This window comes from Actinoplanes sp. NPDC089786 (genome assembly GCF_040684855.1).
GTDB lineage: Bacteria > Actinomycetota > Actinomycetes > Mycobacteriales > Micromonosporaceae > Actinoplanes.
The window spans coordinates 633,873-651,778 of the sequence record NZ_JBFBGU010000002.1 but is presented as its reverse complement, the minus strand read 5'-3'; the positions used below and the strand labels follow the sequence as shown (position 1 = coordinate 651,778).

General features: G+C 66.5%; 11 protein-coding genes. 4 read left to right on the top strand and 7 right to left on the bottom strand.

What is annotated here, in order from left to right:
- Positions 1 to 30 precede the first annotated feature (30 nt).
- Together AB0O15_RS13760 and AB0O15_RS13755 are read right to left on the bottom strand one after the other, a co-directional pair.
- Entirely contained in the window at positions 31 to 1,884 is a 1,854-nt protein-coding gene (locus AB0O15_RS13760) for a DUF1524 domain-containing protein (RefSeq protein WP_364318069.1), read from the bottom strand.
- A gap of 14 nt (positions 1,885 to 1,898) precedes the next feature.
- The gene (locus AB0O15_RS13755; protein WP_364318067.1) at positions 1,899 to 2,243 is read right to left on the bottom strand and encodes a DUF262 domain-containing protein; all 345 of its coding nucleotides are present in this window, start codon (positions 2,241 to 2,243) and stop codon (positions 1,899 to 1,901) included.
- 685 nt (positions 2,244 to 2,928) lie between these two features.
- Here AB0O15_RS13755 and AB0O15_RS13750 point away from each other — a divergent pair.
- The 3 genes from AB0O15_RS13750 to AB0O15_RS13740 all read left to right on the top strand — a co-directional run bounded on the left by AB0O15_RS13750 (position 2,929) and on the right by AB0O15_RS13740 (position 7,906).
- Entirely contained in the window at positions 2,929 to 3,477 is a 549-nt protein-coding gene (locus AB0O15_RS13750; RefSeq protein WP_364318066.1) for a hypothetical protein, read from the top strand.
- A complete protein-coding gene (locus AB0O15_RS13745) occupies positions 3,474 to 6,908 on the top strand; it encodes a tetratricopeptide repeat protein (protein WP_364318064.1) in 3,435 nt (1,144 codons plus the stop codon). Before AB0O15_RS13750 ends, AB0O15_RS13745 begins: the two co-directional genes overlap by 4 nt.
- Before the next feature lie 359 nt (positions 6,909 to 7,267).
- The gene (locus tag AB0O15_RS13740) at positions 7,268 to 7,906 is read left to right on the top strand and encodes a hypothetical protein (RefSeq protein ID WP_364318062.1); all 639 of its coding nucleotides are present in this window, start codon (positions 7,268 to 7,270) and stop codon (positions 7,904 to 7,906) included.
- A gap of 635 nt (positions 7,907 to 8,541) precedes the next feature.
- Here AB0O15_RS13740 and AB0O15_RS13735 read toward each other — a convergent pair.
- The 5 genes from AB0O15_RS13735 to AB0O15_RS13715 form a co-directional block, all read right to left on the bottom strand.
- The gene (locus tag AB0O15_RS13735; protein ID WP_364318060.1) at positions 8,542 to 10,887 is read right to left on the bottom strand and encodes a hypothetical protein; all 2,346 of its coding nucleotides are present in this window, start codon (positions 10,885 to 10,887) and stop codon (positions 8,542 to 8,544) included.
- Positions 10,887 to 11,705: a hypothetical protein gene (locus tag AB0O15_RS13730; RefSeq protein ID WP_364318058.1), complete on the bottom strand. Its 819-nt coding sequence runs from the start codon at positions 11,703 to 11,705 to the stop codon at positions 10,887 to 10,889. The genes AB0O15_RS13735 and AB0O15_RS13730 overlap by 1 nt, the downstream gene beginning before the upstream one ends.
- Positions 11,706 to 11,936: 231 nt before the next feature.
- Positions 11,937 to 13,214 carry a hypothetical protein gene (locus tag AB0O15_RS13725; protein WP_364318056.1) on the bottom strand — a complete coding sequence of 426 codons (1,278 nt, stop codon included), beginning with the start codon at positions 13,212 to 13,214 and terminating at the stop codon, positions 11,937 to 11,939.
- Positions 13,215 to 13,248: 34 nt separating this feature from the next.
- Positions 13,249 to 13,785 (bottom strand): hypothetical protein, encoded by a 537-nt coding sequence (locus AB0O15_RS13720; protein WP_364318055.1) that lies wholly within the window; start codon positions 13,783 to 13,785, stop codon positions 13,249 to 13,251.
- Positions 13,786 to 13,869: 84 nt separating this feature from the next.
- Positions 13,870 to 16,371: a CHAT domain-containing protein gene (locus AB0O15_RS13715; protein WP_364318053.1), complete on the bottom strand. Its 2,502-nt coding sequence runs from the start codon at positions 16,369 to 16,371 to the stop codon at positions 13,870 to 13,872.
- 178 nt (positions 16,372 to 16,549) lie between these two features.
- Here AB0O15_RS13715 and AB0O15_RS13710 point away from each other — a divergent pair, with 178 nt between their 5' ends.
- On the top strand, positions 16,550 to 17,905 hold the full coding sequence (locus AB0O15_RS13710) for an NB-ARC domain-containing protein (RefSeq protein WP_364318051.1): 1,356 nt from the start codon (positions 16,550 to 16,552) through the stop codon (positions 17,903 to 17,905).
- Position 17,906: the final 1 nt, after the last annotated feature.

Sequence of the window (17,906 nt, the reverse complement as noted above, 5' to 3'; positions counted from 1 at the left end):
ACATGCGATCCGGCGTCGGCGCATTCTTCTTCAGGCTCTCGGTGCGGCGCGACGTCGGCGGGCCTCGTCCCGCAGTCGTCGTAGCGACACCCGCGATCCGTCCGGCATGATCACGTGCCAGAATGGCATTCCTTCGGTCTTCTTACCCACTACCGCGCGGGCCGCGTCATCGGGTTTGCGAAAGACGTCACCAGTGTGGAGCCTGAGTTGGCCGTCCGGCTGAATCTCAGCCGTCGTATCGTCGCCGTCGACGCAGCCTACGATTGCGGTTCCTGGCACCAACACTCCTTTACGGATCATCATTTGAATATCGGTGGGCCTGGTGCGTCGGCCCACCTGAAGCGGGATCTGGGGCGGCGACTGGACGGCAGCTGGCGCAGGTGTGCCTTCGTCTGCGTCGATAGGTGCGGACGGAAAGCCCAGGCGTTCTCGCTTCCAAATCGCCACGCAGAGCCGACGGTAAAGCTCGCCACGTGCGATGACTGCGGCTTGCAAGTCGGTCGTGCTTGCGAGCGGACGAAGGTGCTCCTTGACGTCGTGCCGCTCCATAAACATGCGAATGGGCTTGACGTTCAGGTGGTAGTCGGAGTGCAGGCACCGCAATACCAGGTTTTCGCTGCGATAAACTCGGATCTTTTCTGAGAGCACCTTATCCTGCAGGCTCATATTGACGGTTCCTTTGAGAAGGCCGAGCACGCCAATGCGGTTTCGCAATAACCGAAAGTCGACAGGATTAGGTATCTCCGGGTGCCGTTCGTGTTTGTCCGCGAAAAGGTGCTCGATGTGCCAGGCCCGCTCCGGTTGAAGATATTCCTCGGTAAGGTCAGGCTCGTTCCATCCTGTTTGCGCGAACGCTGTGATCCTGGCGAGCAGGTAGCGTACTCGGGCGGTGTTGGTGCCTCGCAGTTGATAGGTCAGAATGCCACTGAACTCATCGTCTTCGGAAAGCTGAGTGGCGAGAAACTCTCGAACGTCGTCAGGGGTTTTGCAGTCACGCAATCCAGGCACCAAGGCGGGAACGAGCTTTTCGAGGTCGGCCGGCTGCGCCGGTTCATCCCTGACGATCTGCACGACGAACCAGCGATCGATGAAGTTCGCCACCACTGCGGCCTTCTCCTTGGCGATCACTGGGATGTCGCCGTGGTCGACCGCAGCAAGCACGAAGATCATCTGGTTGGTCAGCCCGTTGATCTCGTTGTAGTAGAGTGCCTGCAGGTCGTGGTAGGAATCGAGCTTTCGGGACGCGCTGAGGTAGGTCCGGTAGAGGTTCGCCAGGTCGATCAGTTGGTCGACGAATTCGAAGTATTCGTTTGCCTCTGAGAGGTGCAACACTTCGGCAGCATGCTGGCGAACCCACAGGTGGAGCTCGTTATTGATGCCTTCGACATCGCCGCTTCGGAGGATCCGTGCATGTTTAGCGATGAGAGCTGCTTTGAGGAAGCGGTTGGGTGCGCCGTCCTCATCGCGTGAGACGGTCAGCTCGGAGAGCATCTTCCGCCAGCGTACATTGAGATCTTCTTCGCCCTCGCGAACGCGCGACAACAAAAAGCTCTTGAGTAGATCCACTGGTGTGAGGCGGGTGCCGCGGTCGTTCATCGACTCAAAGATGCGGAAACTGCTGTCTCGGTCGGGGGCACGTATGCCCACCAGCGTCACCCTGGACAGAAGCCATTCGACGAAGGTCGTCAAATCCGCCGCGTCCAGCCGGCTGTCGAGAAGTTCGCGAAGCTCGTCGCTGCGGGCGGCGAGGTTGCGGAGCGATATGGAGTCTCCCGCGTCGGGCTGGAAGTCGTTGCCGTCGTACCAGCGTTGCAGCGCGGGGCGGCGTTCTGCAATGTCGATCCGGAACCGCCATCCGCCTTCGCGGCCGGCAAACCGAATCACTCGGTTGAGTTTGTCTACGGCGTCGTGTTTCCGAGCGCGCGCGCCTGGTTGCGTAGGTGAATGAAGACCAGGTGTAGGACGGTGAAGCGTTGCTGCCCGTCGACCAGGAAGCGCACTCCACGTCGCACGTCGTGGAAGACGAACGGCCCGAGGAAGTACTGCGCGGCGCGGCTAATGCTTCGTCGTGTGCGGGGGTCCTTCTTGGCTTGGCCGAACTGAGTGACGAGATCGTCGACCAGGGTTCGGACGTCTTCTGCGGACCAGGCAAACTCGCGCTGGTAGTAGTCGATGTCGTAGGACCATCGCTCGAACAGATCCTGGAGTGTGAACGCTTCGCCCTCGATGTCCTTGTCGCTCATCCAGACAGCTCCATTCCCCGCGCCAGCCATGTACGCGGCGCGATGGGCGGACGTACTGACTGTTGCCTACCACGTTGGCGCGCGGATTGCGACGGGCTGCGGCCGTAGCGACCACGTCCTGCTGAGCGGAGTGCCGCGCGGTGGGCGCTCGGACACGATCGAGGCTCTTGGTCGCGTGCTGAGCCTCGAGGTGTTTCGGCGCGGGGTGATTCCGTCCGACCTGTGGCAGGACCTAGCGGATGACTGTGGGAGCTCGACGCCCTCGGCCCACGCCGCGGTCGTCGGGTCGGCGAGGCCACGGCGCGCTCCGGAACCAGGACCGCAGGGATCCCCAAGGGCCCGCGGTGCTCTTGTCAGTGCGCAATGCGTGGGCGGATGAGCAGTGTCGGAGTGGGACTTGAACTACCACGGCAGCGACCTGCGCGCTCGCCCGGAAACTGGCCGACATCCCACGAAGAAAACGCAGGTCATGCCTTGATCATTTGTGTCCGAGGGCGAACACAGGCGGTACGCACACCATGATCGCTTCCGCGGAGCTGGACATGTCGAGATAGACCCGTGGGTTGCCCCGCGTCGACTCATGCGACGGACTAATTTGAGCGCCGCCCCGCCGCAAACGTGCCATGACTAGGTAACGGATAGCAACGTATTGATTGCGCCGAGTCTTCGCCGGGAAGATGGTCGCATGTCGGAATCAGACGTCACCGCATCCCGTCTACTCCTGGCCGAGTACGAACGCCTGAAGGAGGAGCAGAAGGTCAGGATCGGCTTCCGGGACAGTTTGATTTACGCGTCGCTGGCCTCGATGGCCGCCGTGATCACCGCGGCTCTGACCTCGAGGGGACACGCCAACCTGCTTCTCCTGCTCCCACCGGTCACTACTCTGCTCGGCTGGACCTACCTGACCAACGACGAAAAGGTGTCCGCCATCGGCCGGTACATCAGAGAAGATCTCGGCCGGCGACTGGCCGCCGAGGTTGAGGCCGAGGTCTTCGGCTGGGAGGCCGCCCATCGCAGCGACCCTCACCGCCGCAGCCGCAAGATGCTCCAACTCATTGTGGATCTTGGTGGATTCTGCGCCCCGGCGCTGGTGGCGATTGTCATCTTCTGGATCAACGGACCGTTGCGCTCGCCGTTCGTGGTGGTCTCGATCGCGGAGGCGGTATTCGTCTGCGGGCTGGCCGTTTCGATCGTCCGATACGCCGATCTGGATGCCGACCCGGCGGGAACATGACTGTGCCGATCGATGCCCTCATCATCACCGCCCTCGACCTGGAGGGGGACGCCGTCCGGTACGCCGGTCAGACCCTGGACGGTCCTAACCTGGGCGTCGCGCTTTGGCAACCACGCAATGAGTTCAACACCATGCCGTACTCGATCGGCGAGTATCGCTTGGCGGGCGGCTCGTCGCTCACCTTCGCCCTGGCTGTCCTCACCACAATGGGGGGCAACGAGGCCAGCGCCGTTGCGGCGACGCTGGCCGAGCGACTTGAGCCGCGCTGCCTGGCCATGGCTGGCGTCTGTGCTGGTCATCCGCAGCGGGTCTCGTTCGGCGACGTCGTCGTGGCCAGCCACGTCTTCCAGTACGACGAGGGCAAGCGATACCCCAATAGCTTCCAGGCCGACCACCGACAAACCCCGTTGTTGCGGTCCTGGGAGCAATATGCCAAGCGGCTCGATCCGACCAAACTGCCGAGCTTTGCACCGCCTACCGATGAGCTGATCCATGCGTGGATCCTTGAGCGGCTCGTCCTAGGCATCGACCCGTTCTTGCACGACTCCCGATCGTCCTACGTGCCGACGGACACCTGGCGCCACCACACCACGGACCTAGAGCTCGCTGGTCACCTGCAGCGGACAGGTCAACTCCTGGAAATGACCGACGACGGACGAGCATGGCTAGAGGAATTCCGCTACCAGACGGCGGAAGGCCCGAAGACGCTGCCGTTCCGGGTAGTAGTCGGTCCGATGGCCAGCGGCAACGCGGTTGTTGAGGATAAAGCAGTGTGGGACCAGCTGGCCGACACTGGATCGCGATCGATTGTGGCACTGGAGATGGAGGCTGCCGCGATCGGCAACGCGGCCGCCAGCCGGGAGATGCCGATCTGGCTCGTGGCCAAGGGTGTGATGGACCATGCGAGCCCTCCCAAGTCCGACCGGTACAAACGATTCGCTGCGCGCGCATCGGCCGAGGTTTTGGTACGCTTGCTGTCCCAGCTCTTGCCGGTCGCGCGGCAGAGCGCGGACCCCACACCACGGCCGCCGAAAACGGTGGTCTCAAGGCCACCGGCTCTCGCCGCGACCGAGTTCCAGGATCGTCAGCCGCTCGTCGAGCGGATTGAGGGCCGGCTCGCCGTCACGCCGGGACCTGTCGTGCTGGTGGGCAATGCCGGTGAGGGAAAGACGGCCGTCGCATCCCGACTGTTCGAGCGACTCGACCGTGGCGAGGCCGCGCTCAGTGTGGACGCGTACTCCTATCTTTCCACCTATGGGGACTCGCTGATCAACGCCCCGACGATCATCGGGACGCTGGTGGCGACTCATCCCGACGAGGCGAAGCAGGCAGAGCTCGACGCTCTGACGTATGAGCCGGAGACGAGTTGGCTGGAACGTCTCGACGCCGTCCGGGCGGCGCTCGGAACGACTCGTGTGCTGGTCGTTGTCGACCACGTGGAAGAACTGCTCGATGCGGACGGCCGGCTTCTCGACGCCGGACTGCGCGACGTCTTCGACGACCTGGCAGAGCGCGACGATCACAGCATTCGCTTCCTGCTCATCACTGGGCGGCCGATCACCGGCGGGGGCTGGGGCCGCCCCGAGGACACATTCGATCTGGCCGGCGGTCTGCCGGGTCCTGAGGCGGCCGAGGTCTTCCGGCGACTTGTCCACTCGACACCGCCGTTGCGCAACCTCGATGCGAGTGATGTCGCGGAGTTAGGCATCATCAGTCACGGACATCCGCGCGTGCTCGAACTCGTTGCGGCGCTGCTGCTCGATGCGGCCGAACCGGCTGCGCTGGGCCGGTTGCTTGCCGCATTGCCCCGGACTGACTCCGAAAACCTTATTAGAAAGCTGATCGACGTTCTGTTCGCCACCCTGTCGCCGGCCGAAGGGCGCACCCTGCAAGTGCTGGCTGTCCTTCGGCGCCCGGTGCGGCCCGAGGTTGTCAATCACGTGCTTCGCCGATACGGCGGGGAGGTCGACAGCCGGGATGTGCTCGTCGGACTACATGCTCGGCGTGTCGTCCGCCGTGATGGCGAGCGCTTCTATGTTCCGCCGCGTCCCGACGGAGAGCACATTCTGCAGTCGTTCCCCGCAGGTGTCTCGCCGCGTGCCTTCGCTGCAGTTGGCGCCGACTACTTCCGGAACGCTCGGCGGCACGACGTCCACACCGTCGTCGACCTGGATGCCCATTTCGCCGAGATCGATCTGCGAATCTCCGCCGCGCAGCACGACGACGCCCTGGACATCATGGAGGAGATTGACGAGGCATACCTGCGCCGCTGGGGTCAGAGCGATGTCCTGAGTCAGTGGCGGCTGAAGCTCATCGACGATCTCGACGGACACGATCTGGTGCACAACCTGTCCACGTTAGCCGACGCGAAGACTCAGCAGAGCCAATATGAGGAGGCGCGGAAGCTGCTGGACCGAGCGATCGAATACAACGCGCATCACGGTTATGTCGACAACGGGCCGTTCTTGATGAATCAGCTGGCCGGAACCGCGTACCGGGCGGGACGCCTCGACCAGGCCGCCGAGAGTTACGAGGAGGCGTGGCGGCTGGCACGGGAGGCCGACGATCCGCTCCGGGCCGCAACGGCCCATAACGGCCTCGGGCTGTGCCGGGCGGAGAAAGGGACGCTGCGGGGGGCGATCGACGAATTCGATCTCGCACTTCGGGATCTGCAGGACGTCACCGACGACGATGAACAGCGCGACGCGTTGAGCTGCCGAATTCATCTCAACCTTGGTGCCGTGTTCGAGGACTTGGGGGAGCCACAGCCCATGTTCAAAGAAATCGGCGTCGCAAAGCGTTTAGCCGAAACTATTGGGAGCAATCTCGTGCTCCGAGCCGAATGCCGGATCGCCGAAGCCTATGCACACCTGGTCACGGGCGACAACGTAGGTGCGTATCGGCTCGCGCGTGAGGCAGCCGAGATCGGCGGGCGCAACGAACACAACGTGTCGTCCCGGCGCGCGCGGACGATCGTGGCGCAGGTTCACCTCAGGAATGAGCAATTTGAGGAAGCCTTGGCAGCAGCCACCGCCGCGGCCCGCCTCGACCGCAGTCGGCATGCACCCTTAGCTCATGTCCTACAGGGCATAGCCGCGCTTCGGCTCAACCGGCCCGGCCCGGCCAAGGAAGCGTTTCTCCTTGCCGAGCGGCAGGCTCGCGATCTACGCGTCGACGACAGCTCCTATCTGACATGCGACATTCACGGACTTGCCATCACCGGCCTTTACCTCCGCAGGGTTGCAACAACGCTGGGAGAAGCCGAAAGGGCGTTTCGGCGCGCACGCATCATTGCTGACGATCCCGGCGTCGTCGCCCGCACGAGAAGCCTGCTCGAGGTACTGCTTCAGGGCCGGTCTCCGGCCGACTACGCGGGTCTCTGGCAGGCGGCCACCGTCCGGGAGCGAAAGCCTAGACGGCAGCGCGGCTGATCAGCGGCCGAACAGCCAGGCGAGGAGACCCCTTCGCTTGCGCGATCGGGTCCGGACCCTCCGGAGCTTGATCGTCACCCTCTTCCGCCGTTTGCGGGGCTTACGTGGAACGGGCTGGTCACCCGGGCTGAAGCGGTAGAACACCATCGAGCACCGCCTTTGGCCTGAACGGGGTCGTCTTCATTGGGACTCCACCCGACGCTAAGCAGTGCGATTCGCGCCGGTCCACGACCGATCGCCGCTCACACGCGTCAATTTCTTGGCGGACACCTGTCTGCCACCCGGCCGTGATTGTGGAAATCGAAGCGGACGTTCGACAGGATCGATCCACTACCAGACCAAATCGGAGGCGCTCATCGATGCCATTCCGCGTCGCTGTCAAAGATCCGCTGCCTGTGTTCCGGCGGGGCGTGGTTGCCGTCCTGTCTCACGCCGGATTCGACACGGATGAGCCACGCGATCTCATGGCGTGGGTGGACGATCAGCCACGCGGCACCGTCGCGCTGGTCGTGCTTACGGTTCTCGATACGGACGACTGGGATCTGCTCAAGGAGCTCAGCCATGCTCGCGACCGGATGTTCGTCGTCGCGGTGCTTGAAGAGGTCAGCGCCGACGCATACGTCCGGGCTCTGACCGCCGGTGCCGTATCGGCGATGCCCCGCAACGCCACCGCGGCCATCGTCCTGGACACTTTCCACGCCGCGATCCGTGGGACGAGCCTGGTGCCCCTCGACGTCATTCGATCGCTGCTACCTCCGTCCCCAGCCGTTCCGCCGCCGGACGGCAATCCGTCCGAGGGCAAGCCGTATGGGCTGTCCGAGACCGAGCGACGTTGGCTCCGAGAACTCAGTACCGGGCTCACGGTCGGCCGGCTCGCCGAACAAGAGCACTACTCCGAGCGGGTAATGTTCCGGTTGTTGCGCGAGCTCTACAACCGCCTCGGCGCGCGCACCCGCACCGAGGCGCTCATGCACGCACAGGAGCGAGGGCTGTTGTAGTGGCGGCTGCCGTGGTGGGGCGCCTACAGGATTCACACAGGTCGACAGTGGTGCGTTCAGTCTACGTATCTGTACACGTCGATGGGTGCCGCCTGTGCCCATAGACACGACAATGGTGGTGTTCGTCGACTTGAACACCACTGACCATGTCAGCCTCGGAAGCCCAACTGGTTCAAGGAGGTCGCCATTGGGTGGAGATGCCTTGCGCGGCGACCCACGGCAGTCGACGGCCGATGCGGGTCCAGAGGTGGTCATAGCGACGTGAGGTGAGTGGCTTTCCGTCGCGGTAGCGCAGGAACGCATCGTCGGGTGACCGGGCGCCGCGCAGGTCGGCGTGGTTGACCAGGTGGGTGGCGAAGTCCCGGGTGATGGGCCGCGCCGGCCTCTACACCGCGCCGGTCACCGCCGCCGCGCTCGCCCGCGACGAAGCCGGGCTGGTCACCGTCACCGGCGACCGCGGGGGGACGCTGGTGATCGGACGGCCCGTCGCCGCGCCACGAGGTGAGCCTGGGGTCGCGGGTCCTGGCCATCGCGCCGGTGGCGCCCGCCCGGGTGATCGTCTGGTGCCGTCGCGGAGCGCTGGTCATTTCGTGGCGTCATGCGGCCTCGGTAGAAACGGAAGGGTTACGGGCGGCTCAGGGGTGGGAGCTAAGCGCATCACCCAACACCTTCGTGGCTCTGCGGCGAACGGAATTCGCCGGGTGGTCGAGGATGGAGAGGAGGCGGTACGGCAACAAGGAGTTCTTGATCGCCGGCGAGGGTGTTTGCTCCAGCTCGTTCAACAGGGTCCGGGCGACCAACGTTCCGTCCTGCTTCACGATCTCGTGTAGTTCGTCCAGGATCAACGACTGCCATTGGCTTGGATACTGAGCCAGTTGGACCAACGCGGCCGCCGCCGTCGCGCGAACTGGTGCGTTCTCGTCCCGGGTGAACGGCAACACCAGTGGCAGCAGACCCTCGGTGTGTCGGCGCCGTGCCAGCATAGCCACCGTGCGGGCGCCTTCGCGGCGGGAGGAAGCATCCGGCTCACCCAGTAGCCGAGCGGTGAACGTGTACGTGTCCGCCTCACTGATCAGGCCGTGCACCGAGGCAAACCGTAGTGCGGCGGGAAAGACCACCATATCGGCGTGGAATCCGAAGAACGCCGTGTTCAGAATTCTTTGCCTAATGCCTTTGGCGAAGGCGTCAGCGACCTTCTCGGGCAACGCTATGTCGGCACCGGACAGCCGGTCGAAGGCCAAGGCCGTGTCGTCGGCGCTGACCGCAGGATCAAGCAGGAACTCAGTGAGTTCCTGCCAGAGCGAGGTGTCGTCAGAAGCGATCAACACTGCTGCTGCGACAGCGGCAACGTCGACTCCACCGAATGAATGCTGACCGTCGGCAGCCTCGGCCCGGATCCGACCCAGCTCCTGGATGAGGGGAGCCAAAGCCTTCTCCGAGACCTCGGGCCTCCGCTTCTGTACGAGTGCCGCGTTGAGATCGTCCACCAGAAGTTCGATGGGAGAATCGTGGGAGGAGCGGGGGGCTCGCTGTCCGCAACGAAGCGCGACAAGTTCCATGGTGCCGGGAAGCCGATCGGCAAGAAGAGAGAGCGCTTCTTCTTCCCACCGCTGGCGGGTTTCTGCGTCAATCGATGTCCAGTCGAGCAGGGCGACGGCTCGCCGCAATTCTTCGTCGAAGGTCTGGTCGTCCTCCGGGGCGTTGACTGCCTCCGCAAGCAGCATCTCGGCGGCAGCAGTGGTTTGCTGACAAACGTTGCCCAAGGCGGCGGCTGCCGCCCAGGCCACTGAACGGCGCAGTACCGGCAGCTGCCATTTGCCCGGCAGGTCTTGTGGCCCGCCAGCGGCCAGGGCTGCCATCGTCGCATCGAATCCGCGTCGCGAGTCCTCCGAGCTCAGCACGTCCGCTGCTGCCCGCAGAACCTGAAGCTCGACGACACGCAGGAGATGGGGGGCAGTGCGTGAGTGCAGGATCTGCTGGGCGTCACGGGCGAGCGCAGCCAGTGGGCCGGCATCGACCAGCGTTCGAAGCGCAATCGTAAGCTCGTCCTTCGCGGTGCTGTGGCGGAGAAGGCGCAAGGCGTCCGCCACGTCGGCCTCGTCACGCTCTCTCTGCACCAGTCGTAGCAAAGCCAGCTCGCGGCGGGCCGCATAGACGTTGCCATGCCCGGACAGCTCTAGGGACAGGGCGCTGGCGAAGAGGTCGGCGGTTCTGCTTCCACCGAGGACCCGGCCGCGCTGCCCGAAGTCGTCCTTGTACATCTGCCGGACGAAGGACGCGTACTCGGAGGCCCGCATGGAGATCGACCGCCGGACGATCTCCGCCTGGAGACGCGAGCCTGTCTCACGCAGCTCGACGAGGGCCTCGCCGTCTGGGCCGGCGATGTCGTCGATGGAGATCAGGCTTCCGGAGGCCGCGCGCAGGTTCTCTTTGGCCGTCTCGATGATCTCCCTGTAGCCCTTGGTGCTGTTCGGCCCGGGAGCGAATGGGGTGCATCGATCAGGATCCACCCGGTCGGTTGCCTCAGCCGCAGACCGCAACGTGGGAAGGTGCGGCAGGCCCGCGTCCCGTAGGCGCAGGGCCTTCTGTTGCAGCAGGGCTCCTCGGACCAGCTCCGAATCGGCTGACACCTTGTCAAGGCCGTCTATCACGTAGTCGATGGTGGCGAAGCAGGTCTCGTAGTCGTCGAGCTCCGCGGCCGCGCTACAGAGGACGAGGGTGTAGGCGCCGGTCCGGGCGAGGTCGTCGCTCGGCTCTCGGATCAGCGAGGCGAGCTTCGGTACGGCATCGCGGACGGTGTCATTGCGCATCGTCTGCTGCAACAGGCGCAGCGAGTAGCTGGACTTGCCCGAGCCGGTTCCCAGGATCAAGTTGGCGAGCCGAATCGGCTCCTGAGAATCGGCCGGGGCATCGTCGGGCACGTAAGGATGGGAGGCGATGTCGCGCGGGGCCAGGACGGCCGCGATCCAGGAAAGGTTCATCAGTAGCCACCTACATCAGGGTCGCGCGGGTCTTGGGTTCGCGTCCGCAGGCTCCGGCGAGTCCGGCGGCCGACCAATTGCTCTACAAGCTTGGAGATCAGCTGGCGCATCTCTTCATGGTCTTCCACGCCTTGTAGATAGAAATGGGGTGGGGTCCCCGACCCGAGCCTTTTATCGATCACCCTCATAGCATCCTCTCGTTCGCCGACCGGTCCGATGAGGATGATCGTCGCTCTGGCGGATGTACCCGACGCACATGCCTTGACAGCTCGGTCGATGGCGCCGCTCGCACAGCCCACATCGAGGAGCAGGTCCGCCCGATGCGCGACGAAGTGGAAGTCGGCCCGGCCGTGCAGCCCGTCTTCGACCTCAATGGTTCCGCTGCCCAGCCCTTCGAGGATGTCGTCATAGACCTCACGCAGATTGGTCTCGCGGGGACCGGACTCAAAGCGAGTGATCACGACGTACGGACTTGTCCGTCCCGGGCCGAACTCCTCGGCGAGGTCGGCGCGATCCGCCTCGCGAAGTGCCGATGGGAGGTCGCCGAGGCGATTTCTGTCCTCCAGCCAGTCCCAAATCCTCCGCGGCTCCTCACCCCGCGCGAACGTCCGTCGAGTGTCCAGAGGAATCGACAAAACGTCCGCTACATCGGACCAGTCATCGCCAAGGCGACTGAGAAACGCGCGTTTTGCGGCATGTTCCTGCCGGGTGTTCGAGAAGCTCAAATTCGGCTCGGCCAGGTGCAGCGACTTGTGGGCCCGATGACCCTGAGCTCGCCCGTCAGTACGGCCGCGAGGATCCCTCGAGGCGTCACTCATCCTCCCGCTCGGCGTTGAGACGGTGTCGACCCACCGAAGCGGCTAAGGCCGTAACCACTATAACGGAACGTAACGGCCATATCGGTGACGACCCCCTGCAGGGTCGACTACGCGCGGTGCTCCCGGGCCGGCTAACAGGGCGTCCCGGTTGCGGTCTGCGGCAGCACGCCGCCGCGGTCGGCTCGGGGAGATCGGACTAGCGAGGTCGTGGGCGAGGTTGTGGCTCAGCTGTCAGCTGTCAGCCGACAGTTGACCGGCGTCCCGGAGCCGGTCGCCCAGGTCGGCCCGGCCGACCAGGTCGAGAGCAGCCGGCAGTTCGGCGAGCCGGCCGCGGGCCTCCAGCCATTCCCACACCCCTCGGGGTTCTTGGCCCGGGGCGAAGCGGGCCCGTTGGAAGACCGGTACGCCGACCAGGTCGGCCAGATCTTGCCAGTCGAAATGGAGCTGCTGGAGCACCTCGACCTTCACCGCGCCGGGGATCGCTCCGGCCGCCGCCCCCTCCCGGGTATGCCGGGGTGATCGCGGACGCGGGTCGATCAAACTCCGGAGCAGGGCGTACAGAACCTCGGCCGAGGCACGGGCGGCGAACTCCTTGAACCGGTCGTCCTTGTCGAGGTTCGCGTTGTCCATCACGCCCTTGGCGACCAGCCAATGCGGGACCGCCCGCTGGTGGGCCACCGTCGCGATGGTCGCGGCCTCCATTTCCAGAGCCAAAACCTTCCGTACGCCCATGCGCTTGAGTCTGGTCCAGATCTCCGGATCCTCGATCACCGCACTTCCGCTGGCCATCGGCCCGGGCCGGACAGCGAACGGCAGCTGGTCGGGACCATCTACGTCGTTCGCGAGGTACTTGACGATCTGAGCCGAGCCGGCCGGGGTCAGCGCCCAGGCACTGTCCTGCCAGGCGATCAGACCGTCGCTCTCCAGCCGGCTCAGCCGGATCGACCACGTGTTCTTCGGGAAATACCGGGACCGGGCCGGATGGGTACGGGGATCCTGGTGCATGTGGAGACGCTCCAGCAACCAGGTGGCGGCCTCGTGCTCGTCGGCGACTCCGTAGCTCGGCATCGTGGTGACATCGAAGTTCTGGATGGCCCGCAGCCACTGATCATTCAATGGGTACTGCTGGTGCGATCCCTCGAACGTGGAGCCTGAGAGTTTCCCCTCGTCCCACTCGTACGCCGGGGACGCCACGACCACGTCGCCGTGGGCGGTGTCGTCGGGATTGCCCGCGCACACGCCGGACATGGCCAGGCAGGTCGGCTGCAGCTGGTCGGTCAGCGTGGTCACCAGCGGAGCGGCCAGGCGCCCGCCCATGTCGGTGGGCCGGGCGAGTGCCACCGTCAGGCGGCCGCCGTCCGGTCTGCCGTATTCGCCGATCAGGTGCGGTGTCGCGCTGTCCTTGCCGTGCTCCTGCCAGTTGCCGGCGCCGACCCCGGTGACAGCCGCGCGGGCGGCATCGTGCTCCTCCTGCAGAGCGGTGATGATCAGGACGTCCACGGTGCTCACAGGTCCTCCGGGTCCGGTGCTCAGCTCGAAGTTCTCAGGTTTCTGACTGCGGGCGACCTTGCGTCCCCACTTCCCGGCGACCGGGGGCAATCGTCAGCTTGGCGCTCAGTGCCCCGCGTAACCCGGTGGCGCCGGCCGGGATGTCGAGGACGACCTGCATCACCCGGCTGCGGGCGCGCAGGCCGGCCGCCGGCTCGCCGGCGAGCAGGTCCCAAGCGACCTCGGTCCGGCCGATCCCGCGGATGTCCAGGTGGACCTGCTCGTCTCCGTGCGGCGCGATGGGCGTGATGTCGAGGGCGGCCACATCGTCCTCGAAGCTGATTCCGATCGTCGCCGACTCGTACCGCCGGCCGGCCCGCGGTGGTTCCAGGTCGAACGGGAAGTGCAGCAGGACGTACTTTCGCTGGCCGTGGTCGGGGCGCCGGGCCAGCAGCGGGTCGAGCTCGTCCGGGTGGACCGGATAGATCATCGGGCGGCCGAAGCTCACCCGGCCCCCCTTCACCAGACGTTCGTCGCCACCGAGGATTGCTTCCGTGGTGAAGAGATCGAGCACCAACACGGCATCGGTCACCGCGCCACTTTAGCGAATTCGGCCTGGTGGCAGGCGAGACTACACCGGACCGGCGTTCCACCCTGGCGATGCGCTCGAGCAACATCAGAGCGTACCGATCGCGGCCAGCACCGCCCATGAGAAGAGCGGCTCGTCCACGGTGCCGTCTTCCGTCAGCAACTTGCGCGTGGCCAGGTGCAACGCTTCCGGTAGCGTGGCGCCAGCCATACCGGTGAGGATGTCGTCCGCATATTGGGTGGCGGGCCACGAGTCGGCCAGCTCACCGAGCGTCGCCAGCACCTCGTCGGAGCCGGCGGCCAGCGCCAGCGTGGCGAGGCTGACCGGGTCGCTCGGTCGAGGTCCGGTGGTCGATGCCGCCTCGCAGACCAGCAATGCCAGCCGGCGGGGTGTGGACACCCCCAGCAGGTCGGCGGGAACCAGCCACTCGTTCCGGTCGAGCTCAAGGTAGTGGCCCAGGCCGGGGGCGGGGCGGCCATGGCCGACCACGATCATCATGTCGCTGCCGTCGCGCAGCCGCTTCCGGGCCGCGGCCGGTGTCGCCAACGGGCGCAGGGTGAGGCGGGCCGGGTCCACGCCGCTGAGGTCGTGCCCGCTGACCAGGGGGCTGCGCCAGACGTCAGCCGTCGCGACAACTGCCGATGTCTCCTTCTTGCGCTCGGCCAGCAGCCGCTGGACGGTCAGCGACGGGCATATCGCGTAGCGGACGCGCTCGCCGAGCACGGTGTCGTCGCTCAGTGGGAGTCCGCTCCACGGCACCATCCAGAAGTCGCCGACCGGAACGATGAGCAGGGCCGCCGCATCGTCGGCCCGCAGCGACCGCAGAAGTTCTGGAGGTAGGACCTTGGAGACCGGTTGCAGGTCACCGGTCCGCAGATGAATCCTGTCCGGACCGCCGAGCGTGGTGAGGACGTCGCGGGCGGTGTCACCCAGGGGGGACGAGCCGAGGCGTGGCCGGCCACCGGGCGCTCGCCACATCCAGCGGACCAGATCCGGCACGGCCGGGTCGATCAGCACCTCGAGCAGGTACGCGATCGCCGGTATCGCGGCCAGCAGGGGCTCGCCATCGCGTTCGGGTGGTAGATAGACCGCGGCCAGTTGGTCGTCGAGCGAGGTCTCGGCCCGCTCCGCCAGCCCGTGGCGGATCCCGAACGCGCCGAGCAGGCGGATTCGCTGCTCGCGGGTGCCCGGTTCGGCCGTACGTGCCCGGCGGCGCTGGACGAAGCGCTGGTCAGCCTGTGCCAGCAGACCCTGCAGCAGAGCGGCGTCCGAGGCCGGGATTGGGCCGCCGTTCCCGATGAGACCGGCCAGGCGCCGTCCCGCCAAACAGTCCGCCACGACCGCGAACGCCGCGGCGTCGTCGGCGTCCGTCGCGGCGGCGAGCGCCCGGGAATACGCCGGGCCGAACCGGTCGCGGTACTCCCGCTGGGACCGCTCGTCGTCGTGACCGGCGCGGAATTCCTCGATGGAGTAGACCGACTCCAGGCGGGTCCGGGCCACGTTGGAGGTCCCGCCGAGTTCGGCCTGGGCCTCGGCGATCTTGTCGAGCGCGTGCCAGACGCCGCCAAGGTCGTCGATCTCCCGGTACGCCGCAAGCGCCCGGCCGAACTCCTCGACCGCCTGTGACCAGGCGCCTCGGCCGCGGGACACCCGGGCGACGTCTTGCAGAGCGTGGGCTCGGGCACGGGGGAGTTGAGTGGCCTCGGCCTGGCGCAGGCCCTCCGCGTACCACCGCTCGGAGAGGTCGAACTCCTGCCGATCCAGGAACAGGTCGCCCAGGCCGCTGAGGGTGTTGGTCAGGCCGACCGGGTCGCCGATCGTGGTGTACCAGCCGTAGGCCTGTTCGAGTAGCGGTGCGGCCTCGTCGAGCCGGCCCACCCGGTGCAGCAACGCCCCGGCCCGGTGCGCCGCGTTGGCCTGGCCGATCAGCGAACCGACCTGCCCGAAGGCGGCGAACGCGGTCCGGGCCAGGGCGATGGCTCCGTCGAGGTCATCTGCCCGTTCGAGGCACTCGGCAAGGCCGAGGGCGGTGTTCGCGCCGTACAGGGGATCGCCCAGCTCTTCGGCCAGCGTTGCGGCCCGGCGGAACAACTCCGTGGCCCTGTTCCCGCTGGAGTAAGCCAGGGCGAGGTAGCCGAGGGCGACGCTCGCCCGCAACTCCCCGAACCGGTAACGATCGCTGCCGGCGATCGACACCGCCTCTTCGTACGCGGCGATCGCCTCGTCGAAGCGGTCGCGGGCCCGGGCAACGTCCCCGGCGCCGATCCGGGCGTGGACCAGCACCACACGGTGGCCGGTCGTCGGCTCGAGCTTGGCCAGCTGCGCGAACACCGCCGTGGCCCGTTCGAGCTCGCCGGACTGCACGGCCAGGTCGCCCTCGGTCTCGAGGTCCAGGATCCGCTGCCAAGCCGCGGTGGTGAGCTCGGGGGCCAGCGGGCCCGCCGGGGCCTGGGCATCGTGCAAGTGCCGGTAACGGCTGCGCAGGGCGATCGGGCCGGGCGTGTCGATCCCGGCCAGGGCGTGCCTGCGGCTGTCCGGGCCGACCGCGGTCCAGGCCTGGTAAAGGGGGAGTACGGCGGGATGATCCACGAAGGCTCCTCAGGTGGCTGGTCGGAAGCTGACGGACAGCGGGACCGGCCAGTGTGTCTCGCGAACCTGCCGGTTATCTACCCGGACGACGGGGGTCGTGGCCGCCATCCGGTCGTTGGTGTTTGGCAAGACGGTCGGCCCAGTGCCGCGGCGGCGGTCATGCTCCACGATGGTCGTCATGGACCGTGACCGCGGAGCCGTGAAGTACGAGTTCATCCAACGCCTCGCCGACGGCTGGTCCGACCTCGCAGATCTGACCGGGACGTCCGCGGCTGAGCGGGCGCGCTGGCGTCCCGGTTACGAGGCCGGCGAGATCTGGGACTGGCTCGAAGTCCGCCGCCGGCTCCGGGAACTGCCCGAGCTGTGCGTCAGGGCCGGTCGGCCGGACTTGGCGGCGATACTCACCGGCGCGCTGACCGGCGCCGGATCACGGCCGATGATGGTGCCGGCGGCCAATCGGGTTCGGATCGCCCGTTCTGGCCTGCACCAGCAGGTGCTTGACGCATTCCGCGGTGACGCGGGGTCCACCGTGGGGGTGACCGCCGGGGTCCGGGGCACCGGCGGCTTCGGCAAGACGACCTTGGCTGAGATGGTCACTGCCGATCCCCGGGTACGGGATACGTTTCCGGGTGGCATCCTCTGGGTCGAGGTCGGCAACGCGCCGGAGGGCCGGATCCCGATCAAGATCCACGAGCTGGTGCAGGAGCTGACCGGACCGGCCGCGGTCGCCGTGGACCCGCGCCGGGCCGGCGGGCAGCTGGCCGAGGCGCTCGGCGGCGAACGGACGCTGCTGGTGATCGACGACGTTTGGACGCCGGGGCAGCTCGCGCCGTTCCAGGTCGGGGCACCTTCCTGCGTACGGTTGGTCACCACCCGCAACGCGGCCAGCCTGCCACGCGGGTCCCGGTCGGTACCGGTCGAGGAGATGCAGCCGGACGAGGCACGTGACCTGCTGCTCTACGGTGTCGATCGGCCTGGTTCCGACGAGGTCGTGGCCCGGCTGTTGACCATGTCGGGCCGGTGGCCGCTGCTGCTCGGTCTGATCAACGGTGCGCTCGTCCGGCTCGTCGAGCAGGGCAACTCCACCGACGACTCGCTGGCCGAGGTCGAGACCCGGTTGCGCGCGGACGGACCGTCCAGCTTCGACGCCGACCGCCCGCAGAGCCGTAGGGACGCCGTCGACACGACACTCGCGGCCAGCCTGCACTTCCTGCGCCCGGACCATCGCGAACGCTACCTGGAGCTGGCGATCTTCCCTGAGACCGCGCCGGTGCCGTTGACCGCGCTGCGCCGCTGGTGGGGTTCGACCGGAGGGCTTGACGACGCCGCCGTACGCAAGCTGTGCCTGCTGCTCGCCGAGCAGTCGCTGATCCTGCGGTACCAGCTCAACCCGCCGCAGATCCACCTCCACGACGTGGTCGTGCAGTCGTTGCGCGGGCTGCTCGGCCCGCAGCGGCTCACCCGGATGCGCGGGCAGTGGCTCGACCTGCAACGACCCCTGACCCCGCAACAGCTCGACGACGACGAGGACTGAA

Coding starts and splice junctions, on each gene's coding strand:
- AB0O15_RS13755 (WP_364318067.1), bottom strand. CDS start 2,243: ATGAGCGACAAGGACATCGAGGGCGAAGCGTTCACACTCCAGGATCTG.
- AB0O15_RS13750 (WP_364318066.1), top strand. CDS start 2,929: ATGTCGGAATCAGACGTCACCGCATCCCGTCTACTCCTGGCCGAGTAC.
- AB0O15_RS13745 (WP_364318064.1), top strand. CDS start 3,474: ATGACTGTGCCGATCGATGCCCTCATCATCACCGCCCTCGACCTGGAG.
- AB0O15_RS13740 (WP_364318062.1), top strand. CDS start 7,268: ATGCCATTCCGCGTCGCTGTCAAAGATCCGCTGCCTGTGTTCCGGCGG.
- AB0O15_RS13735 (WP_364318060.1), bottom strand. CDS start 10,887: ATGAACCTTTCCTGGATCGCGGCCGTCCTGGCCCCGCGCGACATCGCC.
- AB0O15_RS13730 (WP_364318058.1), bottom strand. CDS start 11,705: ATGAGTGACGCCTCGAGGGATCCTCGCGGCCGTACTGACGGGCGAGCT.
- AB0O15_RS13710 (WP_364318051.1), top strand. CDS start 16,550: ATGGACCGTGACCGCGGAGCCGTGAAGTACGAGTTCATCCAACGCCTC.